Origin of the sequence: Streptomyces sp. NPDC058665 (assembly GCF_042714995.1) — a bacterium.
Lineage (GTDB): Bacteria > Actinomycetota > Actinomycetes > Streptomycetales > Streptomycetaceae > Streptomyces.
Map to the genome: position 1 here is coordinate 13,259 of NZ_JBHXRX010000013.1, position 15,307 is coordinate 28,565.

General features: G+C 70.1%; 13 protein-coding genes. 5 read left to right on the plus strand and 8 right to left on the minus strand.

Annotated elements, in window-relative coordinates:
- Nucleotides 1-91: 91 nt before the first annotated feature.
- Both ACFWV8_RS10740 and dacB read right to left on the minus strand, forming a co-directional pair.
- The gene (locus ACFWV8_RS10740) at nt 92-1,222 is read right to left on the minus strand and encodes a zinc-dependent metalloprotease (RefSeq protein ID WP_384199660.1); all 1,131 of its coding nucleotides are present in this window, start codon (nt 1,220-1,222) and stop codon (nt 92-94) included.
- 80 nt (nt 1,223-1,302) lie between these two features.
- Complete coding sequence (gene dacB / locus ACFWV8_RS10745; protein ID WP_384199662.1) at nt 1,303-2,826, minus strand: D-alanyl-D-alanine carboxypeptidase/D-alanyl-D-alanine-endopeptidase; 1,524 nt, start codon at nt 2,824-2,826, stop codon at nt 1,303-1,305.
- 187 nt (nt 2,827-3,013) lie between these two features.
- Between dacB and ACFWV8_RS10750 the strand changes: the two genes are divergently transcribed.
- On the plus strand, nt 3,014-3,508 hold the full coding sequence (locus ACFWV8_RS10750; protein ID WP_003968257.1) for an inorganic diphosphatase: 495 nt from the start codon (nt 3,014-3,016) through the stop codon (nt 3,506-3,508).
- Between the two features lie 186 nt (nt 3,509-3,694).
- Complete coding sequence (locus ACFWV8_RS10755; RefSeq protein WP_384199664.1) at nt 3,695-5,377, plus strand: threonine/serine exporter ThrE family protein; 1,683 nt, start codon at nt 3,695-3,697, stop codon at nt 5,375-5,377.
- A 94-nt stretch (nt 5,378-5,471) separates the two neighbouring features.
- Here the strand turns inward: ACFWV8_RS10755 and ACFWV8_RS10760 are convergent, their stop codons facing one another.
- Both ACFWV8_RS10760 and ACFWV8_RS10765 read right to left on the minus strand, forming a co-directional pair.
- On the minus strand, nt 5,472-6,308 hold the full coding sequence (locus tag ACFWV8_RS10760; RefSeq protein WP_384199666.1) for a DedA family protein: 837 nt from the start codon (nt 6,306-6,308) through the stop codon (nt 5,472-5,474).
- A 219-nt stretch (nt 6,309-6,527) separates the two neighbouring features.
- On the minus strand, nt 6,528-7,286 hold the full coding sequence (locus ACFWV8_RS10765) for a MerR family transcriptional regulator (RefSeq protein WP_384199668.1): 759 nt from the start codon (nt 7,284-7,286) through the stop codon (nt 6,528-6,530).
- Nucleotides 7,287-7,427: 141 nt separating this feature from the next.
- On the opposite strand from ACFWV8_RS10765, the gene ACFWV8_RS10770 reads away from it, so the two are divergent.
- Together ACFWV8_RS10770 and ACFWV8_RS10775 are read left to right on the plus strand one after the other, a co-directional pair.
- Nucleotides 7,428-8,708 (plus strand): ion channel protein, encoded by a 1,281-nt coding sequence (locus tag ACFWV8_RS10770; RefSeq protein ID WP_384199670.1) that lies wholly within the window; start codon nt 7,428-7,430, stop codon nt 8,706-8,708.
- A gap of 92 nt (nt 8,709-8,800) precedes the next feature.
- Entirely contained in the window at nt 8,801-10,246 is a 1,446-nt protein-coding gene (locus tag ACFWV8_RS10775) for a glutamate decarboxylase (RefSeq protein ID WP_384199672.1), read from the plus strand.
- A gap of 129 nt (nt 10,247-10,375) precedes the next feature.
- Here ACFWV8_RS10775 and ACFWV8_RS10780 read toward each other — a convergent pair whose 3' ends face one another.
- The 3 genes from ACFWV8_RS10780 to ACFWV8_RS10790 all read right to left on the minus strand — a co-directional run bounded on the left by ACFWV8_RS10780 (nt 10,376) and on the right by ACFWV8_RS10790 (nt 12,868).
- Nucleotides 10,376-11,164, minus strand: coding sequence for an ABC transporter permease (locus ACFWV8_RS10780; protein WP_384199674.1), 789 nt, complete (start codon nt 11,162-11,164; stop codon nt 10,376-10,378).
- Nucleotides 11,161-12,078: an ATP-binding cassette domain-containing protein gene (locus tag ACFWV8_RS10785; protein WP_384199850.1), complete on the minus strand. Its 918-nt coding sequence runs from the start codon at nt 12,076-12,078 to the stop codon at nt 11,161-11,163. The genes ACFWV8_RS10780 and ACFWV8_RS10785 overlap by 4 nt, the downstream gene beginning before the upstream one ends.
- A gap of 148 nt (nt 12,079-12,226) precedes the next feature.
- Entirely contained in the window at nt 12,227-12,868 is a 642-nt protein-coding gene (locus ACFWV8_RS10790) for a PadR family transcriptional regulator (protein ID WP_384199852.1), read from the minus strand.
- Nucleotides 12,869-12,908: 40 nt separating this feature from the next.
- On the opposite strand from ACFWV8_RS10790, the gene ACFWV8_RS10795 reads away from it, so the two are divergent.
- On the plus strand, nt 12,909-13,649 hold the full coding sequence (locus tag ACFWV8_RS10795) for a VOC family protein (protein ID WP_384199676.1): 741 nt from the start codon (nt 12,909-12,911) through the stop codon (nt 13,647-13,649).
- Nucleotides 13,650-13,839: 190 nt separating this feature from the next.
- Here ACFWV8_RS10795 and ACFWV8_RS10800 read toward each other — a convergent pair whose 3' ends face one another.
- Nucleotides 13,840-15,297 (minus strand): aldehyde dehydrogenase family protein, encoded by a 1,458-nt coding sequence (locus tag ACFWV8_RS10800; protein ID WP_384199678.1) that lies wholly within the window; start codon nt 15,295-15,297, stop codon nt 13,840-13,842.
- Between the last annotated feature and the right edge of the window lie 10 nt (nt 15,298-15,307).

Sequence of the window (15,307 nt, forward strand, 5' to 3'; positions counted from 1 at the left end):
TGCTTGCCCATTCCGGTGGACACCTATGGGCGTTGACACCCGGCGCGGAGCCCCGCGCGCCCCTTCTGAAGAGGCTCAGGACCCAGGAGGCTTACGACTCGGCCTTGCGGTGCACCCGCGCGATCCAGTCCGCCGGTTTGGCGATCTCCGCCTTGGTAGGAAGGGTGTTGGGGGATGTCCAGACGCGGTTGAAGCCGTCCATGCCGACCTCTTCCACCACGGCGCGTACGAAACGCTCCCCGTCCCGGTACTGCCGCAGCTTCGCGTCCAGACCCAACAGCTTGCGCAGCGCCTGGTCGAGCCGGCTGGCGCCCTTGGCCCTGCGCTGCTGGAACTTCTCGCGGATCTCGGCCACCGTCGGTACGACCTGCGGCCCGACGCCGTCCATCACGTAGTCGGCATGGCCTTCGAGCAGGGACATGACGGCGGTGAGCCGGCCGAGGATCTCCTTCTGGGCGGGGGTCTGGACGAGCTCGACCAGGCTCCGGCCGTCGTCCTCGTCCTCACCCTCCGGACGGTTGCCGGTGAGCGACTGGGCCGCTTCACGCAGGCGTTCCACGACGGTGGAGGGGTCGACCTCGGTCTCCTCCAGGAATGACTGGATCTCACCCTCAAGGTGGTCACGGAGCCACGGCACGCCGGTGAACTGGGTGCGGTGGGTCTCCTCGTGCAGACAGACCCAGAGCCTGAAGTCGTGCGGGTCGACGTCCAGTTCGCGCTCGACGTGGACGATGTTCGGCGCGACCAGCAGCAGCCGGCCGCCGCCGCCGTCGCTCGAAGGCAGATCCCGGCTGGGCGGGGCGAACGTCTCGTACTGGCCGAGAACGCGCGAGGACAGGAACGACAGCAGCATGCCCAGCTCGACGCCGGTCACCTTGCCGCCCACCGCGCCGAGGACGGCGCCGCCCGGGGTGCCCGACCGGCGGTCCTGCATCTTGTCGAGGAGCGGTTTGAGCAGCTCACGGAAGCCCGCGACGTTCGCCTTGATCCAGCCGGCCCGGTCCACGACCAGGACCGGGGTGTCCGGTGGCTCGTGGCCCTCGGGCATCATCCGCGTGTAGCCGCGCACATGCTCCTCGGCCGCCTTGGCGTGCCGCCGCAGCTCGGCGACGATCTCGCGGGCCTCGTCCCGGCTCACTTCCGGTCCCGGCCGCGCGAGGCGGGTCGCGGTTGCGACCGCGAGATTCCAGTCCACCATCTCGGCCCCACCGATGCTCGTCATGTGTCAACCGTACGTGCTCGCGCCGAAAGGCGGTGATGTGTCGGACGCGAGATTCCGGCCGCGCCACCGCCGGGGGGCGGTCAGGAGACCAGTTCCGCCGAGAGGTGGTCCAGGGCCTGTTGGGCCGTGTCGGGGGCCGGGGCGTCCTCCGCCAGGAAGGCGAAGGCGAGCAGGCGTCCGCCGGGGCCGACGACCGTGCCCGCAAGGGAGTTCACACCGGTCAGCGTGCCGGTCTTGGCGCGGATCAGACCGCTGCCGGTGATCGCGTCGCCGTCGGCGTACCGGCCCTGGAGCGTGCCGCTGAATCCGGCCACCGGGAGCCCGGTGAGAACCGGCCGCAACTCCGGCCGTTCGGGGTCGGCCGCTCGGGCGAGCAGCGCGGTGAGCAGACCGCTGGTGATCCTGTCGTGGCGGTTGAGACCGCTGCCGTCGCGCAGGAGCGCGCCGTCGACGGGCAGCTTCAGCTTCTTGAGCTCGGCCTGTACGGCCTGTTGGGCGCCGGCGAAGCTCGCGGGTCTGCCTGTCTCGATCGCGACCTGCCGGACGAGTGACTCGCCGATGTCGTTGTCGCTGTTCGTCAGCATCCGCTCGACCAGGGCGGAGACCGGGCGCGAGTACGTCACGGCGAGACGGTCGGCGTCCTTGGGGGCCTTGCCCAGGGCCGGGGTCTTCGAGGTCGAGACACCGCCTTCGCCCAGGAGCTCGGCGAACACGTCGGCGGCGTCGCCCGCCGGGTCACCGCTGCGCGGCGCCGGTCCGCCGAACGAGTCACGGGCGGAGTCGTCCAGCCGCCCCTGGCCGGTCATCAGCGCGGTGACCGGCGCGATGTTGTCGTTGGGGCCGATCGGGTGTTCGCGGGGGCCGGAGTAGAGGGAGACGTCGAAGCGGACGGTGACCCGGTGCACGCCCCGGTCGCGGAGCGCTCGGGCGGTGTCGTGGGCGAGGGCGCGCAGGCTCTTGCGGTCGAGGGTGGCGTCGCCGCCGCCGACGAGGGTGATCTCGGTCGGGCGCTCGTCGCCCTTGTCGTCGTCGCTCCTGCTGCTCTTGTCGCTCTTGTCGCCGCCCTTGTCGCCCTTGTCGTCGCCCTTGCTCTTCTTCTTGGTGTCGGCGGTGACCACAGTGGTGGCGATGCGGTGGTCGGGGCCGAGGGCGGAGAGCGCGGCGACCGCCGTGGCGATCTTGATCGTGGATGCCGGGGCCATCGGCCGGTCGGCGCGCTGTCCGAAGAGCTGTTCACCCGTAGCGACGTCGACGACGGACGCGGCCGGGGCCGGTCCGAGGTCGGGGGAGCCGAGGAGCGGCCCGAGGGTCTCGCGCAGATCGGCGGGGAGATCGGCGGGCACGGAGAGGGACTTCACCGGCGCGCCGAGTTCGTCGAGCACGCCGGCGGCGCTGGGTGCGGGTGCGGGTGCGGGTGCGGGTGCACGTACGCCCCCGCCCGGGTGATGTGCGCCACCTGTGGGACTCTGGGCGGCCGCCCAGTCGCGCTCGGCCTTACGCTGACCGGAGTCCCAGGGGCCGGCCATGGCCACCGCCCCGGCCGCCAGTACCAGGCCGAACACGGCGGAACCTGCCGTGAGCTGCCACACTTTCGGCTCAAGCACGGTTGATCAGCCCCTTTCGCGATCACACAGCTGCGTGGGGGACACTTAATCACTGCGCGTTGCCATGAGCACGGTGCCCCGGCCAGCGATGGCCGAACCTGCTCGCCCCTGGGGTCGGCCCCGGTGACGTGCGGTACCACCGACAGCAGCATCACCGACATCTGTGTTGATCATGGAGGAGCCACCCGTGGAGTTCGACGTCACCATCGAGATCCCTAAGGGTTCGCGAAACAAGTACGAGGTGGACCACGAGACCGGCCGGATCCGCCTTGACCGTCGTCTCTTCACCTCGACCAGCTACCCGGCCGACTACGGCTTCGTCGAGAACACCCTCGGCGAGGACGGCGACCCGCTGGACGCGCTGGTCATCCTGGACGAGCCGACGTTCCCCGGCTGTCTCATCAAGTGCCGTGCGATCGGCATGTTCCGGATGACGGACGAGGCCGGCGGCGACGACAAGCTGCTGTGCGTCCCCGCGTCGGACCCGCGCGTGGAGCACCTGCGGGACATCCACCACGTGTCGGAGTTCGACCGCCTGGAGATCCAGCACTTCTTCGAGGTCTACAAGGACCTGGAGCCCGGCAAGTCGGTCGAGGGCGCCGACTGGGTGGGCCGTGCCGAGGCCGAGGCCGAGATCGAGGCCTCGTACAAGCGACTTGAGGCGCAGGGCGGCGCGCACTAGCGCCTCCACGGACCGGGGTCCTGCGGCTGCCGGGCCCTGGGGGACCGGGAGTCGACGCGTACGAGCGGCGGGCAGCGCACCATTCGGGTGCGCCGTCCGCCGCTCGCGTGCGCCCGTGTCCGCGCGAGTGCCCATACTGAACAAACTGCTGTGCGAACCGTGCCGGAAGGGCACCGACGAGAGTGAGTGAGGGCGAGGACAGTGGTGCGCGAGCGGGACGAGGCGGAGGAGCGTAAGCCGTCGTCCGACGAGGCGCACAGCGCCTTCACTCCCCCGTCCGGGACGGAGCAGGTGCCGGTATCCGAGGACGGAAGCACCACCTCGGAATTCGCGGTTCCGGAGGGCCTGAGCCCGGAGAGCACGCAGGAGACCGACCATTCGGCCTTCGACCTGCCCCGGACCTACCGCGCGCGCCAGTCGCCGCCGGCGTTCACGCCCGCGGAAGGCGTGCCCATCGTCCGGCTGACCAAGGAGGCGCCCTGGCAGGACCGGATGCGCACGCTGCTGCGGATGCCGGTCGGGGACCGGCCGGTGGTGGAGATCGTGCAGCGGCACGATGAGACCGGGCCCGCCGTGCCACGCGTGCTCGACCTGACGCTGCGTATCGGCGAGTTGCTGCTGGCGGGCGGTGAGGGGGCCGAGGACGTCGAGGCCGCGATGTTCGCGGTCAGCCGCGCGTACGGTCTCGACCGCTGCGAGCCGAACGTCACCTTCACGCTGCTGTCGATCTCGTACCAGCCGTCGCTGGTGGACGACCCCGTGACGGCCAGTCGCACCGTACGCAGGCGGGGCACCGACTACACCCGGCTCGCCGCCGTCTACACGCTCGTCACCGACATCACCACCGAGGACACGGACACCTCGCTGGAGGAGGCGTACCGGCGGCTGGCCGAGATCCGCCGTAACCGGCATCCGTATCCGGGGTGGGCGCTGACCTGTGCGAGCGGGCTGCTGGCCGGGTCCGCGTCGGTGCTGGTCGGTGGTGGTCTGATCGTGTTCGTCGCTGCGATGATCGGCGCGATGCTCGGCGACCGGCTGGCCTGGCTGTGCGCGGGGCGCGGGATTCCGGAGTTCTACCAGTTCGTGGTCGCGGCCATGCCGCCCGCCGCGATGGGGGTGGCGCTGACCTTGGGCGCGTCCGCGACGAACTGGGAGATCCGGCCCTCGGCCGTGATCACCGGCGGGCTCTTCGCGCTGCTGCCGGGGCGGGCCCTGGTGGCGGGTGTGCAGGACGGGCTGACCGGCTACTACATCACCGCCGCCGCACGGCTGCTCGAAGTCATGTACTTCTTCATCGCGATCGTGATGGGGGTGCTGATCGCGCTGTATCTGGGCGTCCAGCTGAACGCCCAGCTCAACCCGGACGAGGCGCTCCGGGCCGCGGCGGGGCGGCCGGTGCTCCAGATCTGCGCGGCGGTGGCGCTGAGTTTCGCCTTCGCGATCCTGCTCCAGCAGGAACGGTCCACCGTGCTGATGGTGTCCCTGAACGGGGGCGTGGCCTGGACCGTCTACGGGGCGATGCACGACACCGGCGGGATCTCGCCGGTGGCGGCGACCGCGGTCGCCGCCGGTGTGGTGGGGCTCTTCGGGCAGCTGTTCTCCCGCTACCGGTTCGCCTCGGCGCTGCCGTACGTCACCGCGGCGATCGGGCCGCTGCTGCCCGGCTCGGCCACGTACTTCGGTCTGCTCGGTTTCGCGCAGAACCATGTGAACGCGGGGCTTGCCTCACTCTCGACCGCCGCCGCGCTGGCCCTGGCGATCGCCATCGGGGTCAACTTCGGCGGCGAGCTCTCCCGGCTGTTCCTGAAGGTGCCCGGCCAGGGACGCGGTTCGACCCGCCGCGCGGCCAAGCGGACGCGCGGCTTCTGATCCCGCCGGCCGGGCTACGGACGGGGGCGCCGCGGGACCGGTCTCGTACGCGGGGGTGCCGCGACCGGCGTCGTACGTCAGCGCCTGGCGTACGTCAGCGCCTGGCGTGGCGCCCGCGCGGCGGGGTCTCCGGGTCGTCCGGCGCCTCCGGTGTGGCATACGGCCGGGGGGCGCCGTACTCGTCGCGCGTGACGCGCAGCTGCTGGGTCTGGAAGTCCTGCGGTACGTGGCTGTACTGCCCCGGCGCCGTGGGTCCCGCAGCGTCCGGGGACCCGGCGGGGCCGCTGGGCTCGCCCGCCGCGGCGGCCTTCCTGGAGTGGGAACGGGCCCGCAGGAACTCGATCACGATCGGCAGCACCGAGAGCGCCACGATCAGGATCAGGATCATCTCGATGTTCTTGTGGACGAAATCGATCTTGCCCAGCGCGGCGCCGAGCAGCGTGACGCCCGCGCCCCAGAGCACGCCGCCGATGATGTTGAACGTGACGAACGACCGGTAGTTCATGCGGCTGACGCCCGCGATGATCGGCGTGAACGTCCGCACGATGGGCACGAAGCGGGCCAGCACCAGCGACTTGGGCCCGTACTTCTCGAAGAACTCGTGCGCTTTCTCCACGTTCTCCTGTTTGAAGAGCTTGGAGTCGGGGCGCTTGAAGAGCGCGGGGCCGACCTTGCGGCCGAAGAGATAGCCGACCTGATCGCCGATGATCGCCGCCAGCACGACGAGGAGACAGACGAGCCACAGCGGCCTGTCGAGCGTGCCGGCCGTCACGAGCAGTCCGGTGGTGAAGAGCAGCGAGTCGCCCGGCAGGAAGAAGCCGATGAGCAGGCCGGATTCGGCGAACACGATGACCAGGACGCCGATCAGGCCGAAGGTCCCGATCAGATAGTCCGGGTCCAGCCAGCTCGGTCCGAGCGCAATGTTTGTCACGAGGTCCGGGCTCCTGAGTCGATAGTCGGTCGATCGTCGAAATCGGCCGTCGCTGCATCAGCGTCGTACATCCGCCGTCAGCGGTTGCCGGCTGCCCAAAGCTATCAACGCTCCAGCCCCGACTGAGGTTCCACCCGGTCCGCACAGCTCACGATCGGTGTGGACCGGGACCGAAGCGCGCCTTTCGTCCCCGGTCCACACCGGCTCTTCATCGGGCCGCTACGCGTGTCGGTCGGCGTTCGCGTGGATCGCGTCCCTCAGGTGCTCGGCCAGTCCCGGGCGCATCGAGTCGTAGAACTCCCGGAACCGCTCGTCGGACACATACATGTCGCCGAGACCCCGGTGGATCTGAGGCGTGCAGTCGTAGAACCACTTGGTGATGTGCCGGCGGTGCTCCTCGGCCATCGCCACGGCCCGCTCGCCGGCAGGGGGCTCCCCCGCGTCCATGAGCGCGTCGTAGCGCGCACCCCAGTCGGCGACCTCGTCCTGCATCCGCTTCCAGTCGTCCTTCGTGTAACGGGCGACCCGCCGCTGAGTCTCGTCGTACTCCCGCGTACCGCCCCAGCGCTGCTCCGCCTCCTCGCTGTGGCGCTCCGGGTCCTTGCCCCCGAAGACCTCGAACTTCTCTTCGGGCGTGAGATCGATGCCCATCTTCCTCGCCTCCATGGCGTGCTCCACGGCCGCGGCCATCCTCCGCAGTTCGGCGATACGGTCCGACAGCAGCTCGTGCTGGCGGCGCAGGTGCTCCTGCGGATCCGCGTCCGGGTCGTCGAGAAGGGCCGCGACGCCTTCGAGCGGGAAGCCGAGCTCCCGGTAGAACAGGATCCGCTGCAAGCGGTCCAGGTCGGCGTCGTCGTACCGCCGGTGACCCGCGTGGCTGCGGCTGCTCGGGGAGAGCAGCGCGATCTCGTCGTAGTGGTGCAGCGTGCGCACCGTGACTCCGGCGAAAGCCGCCACCTGTCCCACGGAATAGCTCATGGCCTCTCCCCGCTCCCTGCCGTCCACCGGTCCCGTGGTGGGCCGGTGGTGTTCGGTACGGCATCAGCCTGGGTCCTCACGCCACGTGAGGTGCAAGCTCCCTTTCGCAAGAGCACTTTGTCGCATTCGCCCCATTACGGTATGCGCGTGGCCACTGACGCTCCGTCCGCACCCGCGTCCCCCTCCGGGCGCACGCTCCTGCCCCTGATCCTCCCCTCCCTGGTCGTCGGTGTGGTCGCGAGCCTTGTGCTGCTCGGGATCAGCGAACTGGCCGATCTGTTGGAGGACGTGCTCTGGAAAACGCTCCCCGACGCGCTGGGCGTCGGCCGGCACTCCTCTCTCTGGATGATCGTGATACTGACGGCGACCGGGCTCGCGGTGGGTCTGGTCGTACGGCAGGTGTACGGGCACGCGGGACCCGACCCCGCCACGACCGGGCTCGTCGACCCGCCGCTGCCGCCCGGTGTCGTGCCCGGTCTGCTGCTGGCCAGCGGTCTGGCGCTGGCGGGCGGGGTGAGCCTCGGGCCGGAGAACCCGATCACCGCGGCCAACATCGCGCTCGCCTACTGGCTCGGCCGCAAGGCCGCTCCCGCCGCCCCGGCCGCGCTCTGGGTCTCGCTGGCCGCCGCCGGCACGGTCGGGGCACTCTTCGGCACGCCCGTGGCCGCCGCGCTGATCCTCACGGAGACCTTCGCGACCCGGCCGGGACCGGGCTCGCTCTGGGACAAGCTCTTCGGGCCGCTGGTCGCCGCCGGGGCCGCCGGGCTGACGACCGTGCTGATCGATCACCCCTCCTTCGATCTGTCCCTGCCCAACCATCCGGGCGCGCGCTGGTCCGACGCGCTGGCCGCGCTCGTGATCGCACCGCTCGCCGCAGTCCTCGGCATGGCCGCCGTGTACGCCCTCCCGTACGCCCACAGCGCCTTCCGGCGCCTGGGGCACCCCGTACTCGCCCTGACCGCCGGCGGGCTGCTGCTGGGCCTCCTCGGGGCGCTCGGCGGCTTCCTCACGCTCTTCAAGGGCCTGGACGAGGTGAAGACGCTCGCCGCCGACCCGGACGGCTGGTCGGCCGGGCAGTTCGCGCTGATGGCCGTGGTGAAGGCGGCGGCGCTGGTGACCGCGACGGCGTGCGGCTTTCGCGGCGGCCGGATCTTCCCGGCCGTCTTCGTCGGCGTCTCGTTCGGTCTGTGCGCCCACGCGCTCGTGCCCGCCGTGCATCCGACCGTGGGAGTCACCTGCGGGGTGCTCGGGGTGCTGCTCGCCGTCACCCGGCAGGGCTGGCTGAGCCTGTTCACCGCGGCCGTCCTCGCCGCGGACCCGAATCTGCTCCCCCTGCTGTGCGTGGCCACCCTCCCCGCCTGGCTGCTGGTGACGGGCCGTCCGAAGATGCAGCTCGACGCGGACGGCACATCCCTGCGGTGACGGGGCCGGCCGGCCCGAACAGATCCCCGGCGAGCCGACCACCCGTTTTGTCCGTATCGTCACGCGAGAGACCACGGGAGACAGGGAAACCGATGGCACTGCGAAGCGGTACGGAGAAGTCCGAGGGCACCACGAGCGGCCAGACGGACGATCAGACCGAGCGTCGCCGGCTGTCGCTCAACCCCTTCTTCGGGGAGGCCGACCCGGTCGGCGGGATGTCGTCCGCGCCGCCCAAGCACCGGCTCCCCGACGGCCCCATGCCCCCTTCCACGGCCTACCAGCTCGTCCATGACGAACTGATGCTGGACGGCAACTCCCGGCTCAACCTGGCCACTTTCGTCACCACCTGGATGGAGAAGCAGGCCGGGGTGCTGATGGGGGAATGCCGGGACAAGAACATGATCGACAAGGACGAGTACCCACGGACGGCCGAGCTGGAGCGGCGGTGCGTCGCGATGCTCGCCGATCTCTGGAACGCCCCCGACCCCTCCGCCGCCGTCGGCTGCTCCACCACCGGCTCCAGCGAGGCCTGCATGCTCGCCGGGCTCGCGCTCAAGCGCCGCTGGATGGCCAGGAACCGGGACCGCTATCCGGGCGGCGCCCGGCCCAATCTCGTGATGGGGATCAACGTCCAGGTCTGCTGGGAGAAGTTCTGCAACTTCTGGGAGGTCGAACCCCGCCTGCTTCCTATGGAGGGCGACCGCTTCCACCTCGACCCGCGGGCGGCGGCCGATCTGTGCGACGAGAACACGATCGGCGTCGTGGCCGTACTCGGCTCAACCTTCGACGGATCGTACGAACCCGTCGCCGAGCTCTGCGCGGCCCTCGACGCCCTCCAGGAGCGCACGGGGCTGGACATCCCCGTCCATGTCGACGGCGCGTCCGGCGCGATGATCGCGCCCTTCCTCGACGAGGACCTCGTCTGGGACTTCCGGCTCCCGCGCGTCTCCTCGATCAACACCTCCGGGCACAAGTACGGCCTGGTCTACCCGGGTGTCGGCTGGGCGCTGTGGCGCACGTCGGCCGAACTGCCCGACGACCTCGTCTTCCGCGTCAACTACCTGGGCGGCGAGATGCCCACCTTCGCGCTGAACTTCTCACGGCCCGGCGCGCAGGTGGTCGCCCAGTACTACACCTTCCTGCGGCTGGGCAGGGACGGATACCGCGCCGTCCAGCAGACCACGCGGGACGTGGCCCGCGCGCTCGCTGAGAAGATCGGGGAGATCGACGAGTTCCGGCTGCTCACCCGTGGCGACCAGCTGCCCGTCTTCGCCTTCACCACCGCCCCGCATGTGACGAACTTCGACGTCTTCGACGTCTCGCGGCGGCTGCGGGAGCACGGCTGGCTCATGCCCGCCTACACCTTCCCGGCCAATCGTGAGGATCTGTCCGTCCTGCGCGTGGTGTGCCGCAACGGATTCTCGGCCGACCTCTCCGCCCTGCTGCTCGCCGATCTGCGGCTGCTGCTGCCCGAACTGCGGCTCCAGCCCGAGCCGCTGGGCCGGGACAAGGCGAAGGCCACGGCCTTCCACCATTGACCGGCGCCAGGGTGTGTCCGCGGAGTCCCGTCCGGCTCACGGCGCCCGGCACGCACGCTCGCCGCGGGCCCCGGAATGGTGCCAGCCGGCGGCCGACACGCGGTCGGCCGCCGGCCTGTCGCCGGACGATCAGTGGCTCAGCCTGCGGAACCGCCGTGCCGCGAGCGGGAAGAACAGCGCGGTCAGCACCAGGGGCCAGGCCAGCGCCAGCGCATACGCGTGCTCCGCCGCCCACGACCCGCTCAACTGCCCGGGAACGCCCGCCAGATCACGTACTGCGGCCGCCGTCGCCGACAGCGGGTTCCACTCGACGGCGGCTCCGAGCCAGCCCGGCATGGACTCCGGTGTCGCGAACGCGTTGGAGAAGAAACCGATCGGCCAGACCAGGATCTGCACCGCCTGCACCAGCTCCGGCTTGCCCGCCACCATCGCCAGGTGGATGCCGAGCCACAGCATCGCGAACCGCAGCAGAAGCAGCAGCCCCACCGCCCCCACCAGCGCCGCAGCTCCCCCGTCCCACCGCCAGCCGAGCGCGAACCCGACCCCGATCATCACCACCAGGCTCAGCGCCGACTGGAACATGTCCGCCACACTGCGGCCCACCAGCACCGCCGACGACGCCATCGGCATCGAGCGGAACCGGTCGATGACCCCCTTGCCCAGATCCTGGGTGACGGCCAGCATCGTGGCCTCAAGCCCGAAAACCATGGTCAGCGCGAGCATCCCGGGGACGAGGAAGTTGATGTACTCACCCTCGACACCGCGCCCCGCGCCCATCAGATAGCCGAACATCAGCAGCAGCATCACCGGGAACATCAGCCCGACCACGACCTGGACCGGCTGTCGCTGCCAGTGGGCGAGTTCGCGCCGCGTCATCGTCCAGCTGTCGGTGACCACCGATGCGTTCGTCGTACTCATACGGCCTCCTTCGTACGGTGCGTCAACTGCAGGAAGACCTCGTCCAGCGTCGGCCTGCGCACAACGATGTCCTCCGCCTCGATCCCGGCCGCCTCCAGCGCCTGTACGGCCCTGGTCAGAGCCGTCATCCGGTCCGGGGCGGGGACGCCGACCAGCAGGCGGTCCTCGTCCACCGTCGCCTCGTCCCCGAACAGCCGTGCCGCCGACGCCAGTTGGCCCGCGTCGCGGACGACGACGTCGATCCGGTCACCGCCGACCTTCGCCTTCAGCTGGTCCGCGGTCCCCTCGGCGATCACGCGCCCGCTGTCCACGACCGAGATCCGGTCCGCCAACTGGTCGGCCTCGTCCAGATACTGCGTGGTCAGCAGTACGGTCGTGCCTCCGCCGACCAGGGAACGCACCGATGCCCACACCTCGGCCCGGCCGCGCGGATCGAGTCCGGTCGTCGGCTCGTCCAGGAAGAGCACCGCCGGGTCGGTGATCAGCGAGGCCGCCAGGTCGAGCCGGCGCCGCATGCCCCCGCTGTACTGCTTGATCGACTTGCGTCCGGTGTCGGCGAGCCCGAAGCGCTCCAGCAGTTCACCGGCGCGCGCCGCCGCGCGGCGGGCGCCCAAGTGGTGGAGCCGTCCGAACATGTCCAGGTTCTGCCGCCCGCTCAGTTCCTCGTCCACCGCCGCGTGCTGTCCGAGCAGCCCGATCCGCCGGCGTACCTCCCGCGCCTCCGTACGGATGTCGTGCCCCGCGACCCGCACGACGCCCTCGTCGTGCCGCAGCAGCGTGGCCAGCACCCGTACGGCCGTCGTCTTGCCCGCGCCGTTCGGCCCGAGAACCCCGTGCACGGTGCCGCGCGCCACCACCAGATCGAGCCCGCCGAGCGCGGACTTCTCGCCGTACCGCTTGTGTACGCCCTCCATGACGATCGCGTCCGTCGCGTCAGTCAATGCCTTCGCCTCCAGCCCCTCCACGACATAGTCAAACTTGACTACGTCGCGAAAGGTAGACCCCGGAGGTGAATTAGTCAAACTTGATTAGAGAGGCTGAAGAGCAGCACCGATGGCGCCGTCAGTCGTCGTCACCCTCGGCGGGGACGCCCGTCGCGTACGGGTTCTCCTCGCCTTCGGCGAGTACGCCGACGAAGGGGTCTCCCTCACCCGAGAAGACGTGCGCGCCGCCCTCGATGCGCTTGATGAACCCGCGCGTCCACTCGGCCCCGGAGTCGGCCTGGCTGATCCAGAGATTCATGATCTCGCCGATATGCCCGAGCTGTTCCGGGCCCTCCTCGGGCGTGTAGTGCTCGGTCACGGACGCCCGCCAGTCCTCGATCGCCCGCACGCGCTCCTTGAGCAGCTCGACCGCCTCGGCGCGCGGCAGATCGACGATGAAGCCGACGCCCGCCGACAGGACGTCCACCTTCTGGTCGTAAGCGACCAGCGACTCACGCAGCAGCCGGAAGTACTCCGCGGTCCCGGCATCCGTCAGCTCGTACTCCGTACGCGGCGGACCGCCGGCCGTGCTCGGCGCGACCTCGTGCGCGAGCAGCTCCCCCTGCTTCGCCAGCTGCTTCAACGCGTGGTAGATCGAGCCGGGTTTGGCGTTCGACCACTCGTGCGCGCCCCAGAACTCCAGGTCGTTGCGGATCTGATAGCCGTGCGCGCGGCCGTGCTGGCGCACCGCCCCGAGCACCAGCAGCCGGATCGCTGACATCGCCATACCCTTCTATTCAACTTTGACTAGACTACTCGACATGACAGAGAAGACCATCCCGCTCCTCCCGTGTCAGACCATCCAACCCGTAGTCGACTTCTACTCGGCACTCGGCTTCGAGATCACTTTTCTACAGAGGAGCCCCAACCCGTACGCGGTCGTCGAACGCGGCGACGTGGAGCTCCAGTTCTTCGGGATGAAGAAGTACGAGCCCGCCGCGTCGATCAGCGGCTGCTACGTACTGACCGACGACGTCGAGGCGATGCACAGCGCCTTCCGTGCCGGGCTCAAGGCGGCGTACGGGAGGATCCCGGCCCGTGGACTCCCCAGGATCGGCCCGGTCAAGGACATGTCGTACGGGGTTCGCCAGTTCCTCATGACGGACCCGGCCGGCAACACCATCCGGATCGGGCAGCCGAACGGCTCCGGGAGCGACGGGCACCATCAGCCGCCTCCCAAGGAGCCGTACGCGCGCGCCCTGCACCTGGCGGTGACCTTCGCCGACTCGAAGCAGGATCCGGAGGCCGCCGCGAAGGTCCTCGACCACGCTCTCAAGGAGGCCGAGGCGGGCGGGGGCGCGTCGCCGACCGCCGTACAGCTCTACCGGCTGCTCGTCCTGCGCGGCGACGTCGCGCAGCGTCTGGACGACATCGAGGAGGCGGGCGGCCTCCTCCGCCGGGCCGCCGCCGTCGAACTGACGGAGGCGGAGCGCGCGGAGGTGGATGACGACCGGGAACGGGCCGCGGAGCTGCTGGAGTCGCTCCGGCACGAAGAGCCGTAGGGTCTGTCGTTTGGATCTTGCCGGGCTCGCGAGCCCTGGCACGCACGCTCGCCGCGTTGTCGTCGGTCGCCAACGCTCCGCGTTGACTCCCTCCTCCGCCTTGCGATCGCACGCACCAGACCCCGCTCCCTGATCCGGCCTGATCCAAACGACAGACCCTGGCTCAAGGCGCGGCGGTGGCGCCCGGGTCTCAGAACGGGAAGGTCGAGCGCCCGTACTGAACGGAGATCCACTTCTGGGTGGTGAAGGCGTCGACCATCGACTCGGCGTTCAGCCACTCCGCGCCGGAGTGCTTCTCGCCGCCGAAGGGGACGATCGGCTCGTCGTGGCCCGTGCCGTCGTTGATGTGGATCATGCCGGTGTCGATCCGCCGCGCGACGCGCACACCACGCTCGACATCGCCGGTGTGTATGGAGCCGCTCAGCCCGCACCGCGTGTCGTTGGCGATCCTGACCGCCTCGTCCACGCTGTCGAAGGGCAGCAGGATCGCCACCGGGCCGAGTATCTCCTGGGCCAGGACGGGCGAGTCGGCGGCGATACCGGTCAGCACGGTCGGCGAGACGAGATTGCCGTCGACCCTGCCGCGCACGAGCGCGGTGGCGCCCGCCTCGACGGTCTCCTCGACCTGCGCCGCGACGGCGTCGGCCTGCTGGGAGCTGATGAGCGGGCCGATGACCGTCTCCGGATCGGCCGGGTCGCCGACGGTCAGCGTCCTGACCTTGGCGACGAACTTCTCGGTGAACTCCTTCTCGACCGTGCGGTCGAGAAGGATGCGGTTCGCCGCCATACAGACGGGCCCCTGGTACGCGTACCGGCTGAAGACCGCGGCGTGGACCGCGTAGTCGACATCGGCGTCCGCGAGCACGATCAGCGCGCTGTTCCCGCCGAGATCGAGCACGGAGCGCTTGAAGTTCTTCGCGCAGACGACCGCGACGTGCTGTCCGACCCGGTCGGAACCGGTGAAGGAGATGACCTTCGGTACCGGGTGCTCGATCAGCGCGTCGTCGATCTCCGCGATGTCGGTGATGACGACGTTGAGCAGTCCGGCCGGCAGGCCCGCGTCCTCGAACACCTTCGCCACCAGGGAACCGCCGCAGATCGGCGTGTTCTGGTGCGGCTTCAGTACGACGGCGTTGCCGAGCGCGAGAGCGGGGGCCACCGACTTGAGCGACAGCAGGAAGGGGAAGTTGAAGGGGCTGATGACACCGATCACGCCGACGGGGGCGCGGTGGACCCGGTTCTCCGTGCCGTCCACCGGGGAGGGAAGTATCCGGCCCTCGGGGCGCAGCGTGAGCTGGATGGCCTCGCGCAGGAGTTCCTTGGCGAGACGCAGCTCGAACGCCGCCTTGAGGCGCGTACCACCGAGCTCGGCGATGATCGCCTCGGTGATCTCGTCCTCGCGGTCCTCGACGATGCGCAGGACGCTTTCGAAGACGCTCCGCCTGGCGTAGGGGTTGGTCTCGGCCCAGGCCACCTGCGCGCGCTCGGCGGCGCGGTACGCCTGGTCCACCTCTTCGGCCGTCGCCACCGCGATGGATGCCAGCTTCTCGCCGTTGAAGGGATTGAAATCGATGATGTCCCACGAGCCACTGCCGGGCCGCCACTCGCCGTCGATGAACTGCTGGTCGAGTTCGGCGAAGAAGGACATATGATCCCTA

What these genes read in the sequence shown, in the direction of transcription:
- ACFWV8_RS10740 (WP_384199660.1), bottom strand. Translation starts at nt 1,222, where the DNA reads ATGACGAGCATCGGTGGGGCCGAGATGGTGGACTGGAATCTCGCGGTC.
- ACFWV8_RS10765 (WP_384199668.1), bottom strand. Translation starts at nt 7,286, where the DNA reads ATGAGCTATTCCGTGGGACAGGTGGCGGCTTTCGCCGGAGTCACGGTG.
- ACFWV8_RS10770 (WP_384199670.1), top strand. Translation starts at nt 7,428, where the DNA reads ATGCGCGTGGCCACTGACGCTCCGTCCGCACCCGCGTCCCCCTCCGGG.
- ACFWV8_RS10775 (WP_384199672.1), top strand. Translation starts at nt 8,801, where the DNA reads ATGGCACTGCGAAGCGGTACGGAGAAGTCCGAGGGCACCACGAGCGGC.
- ACFWV8_RS10780 (WP_384199674.1), bottom strand. Translation starts at nt 11,164, where the DNA reads ATGAGTACGACGAACGCATCGGTGGTCACCGACAGCTGGACGATGACG.
- ACFWV8_RS10785 (WP_384199850.1), bottom strand. Translation starts at nt 12,078, where the DNA reads ATGGAGGGCGTACACAAGCGGTACGGCGAGAAGTCCGCGCTCGGCGGG.
- ACFWV8_RS10790 (WP_384199852.1), bottom strand. Translation starts at nt 12,868, where the DNA reads ATGTCAGCGATCCGGCTGCTGGTGCTCGGGGCGGTGCGCCAGCACGGC.
- ACFWV8_RS10795 (WP_384199676.1), top strand. Translation starts at nt 12,909, where the DNA reads ATGACAGAGAAGACCATCCCGCTCCTCCCGTGTCAGACCATCCAACCC.
- ACFWV8_RS10800 (WP_384199678.1), bottom strand. Translation starts at nt 15,297, where the DNA reads ATGTCCTTCTTCGCCGAACTCGACCAGCAGTTCATCGACGGCGAGTGG.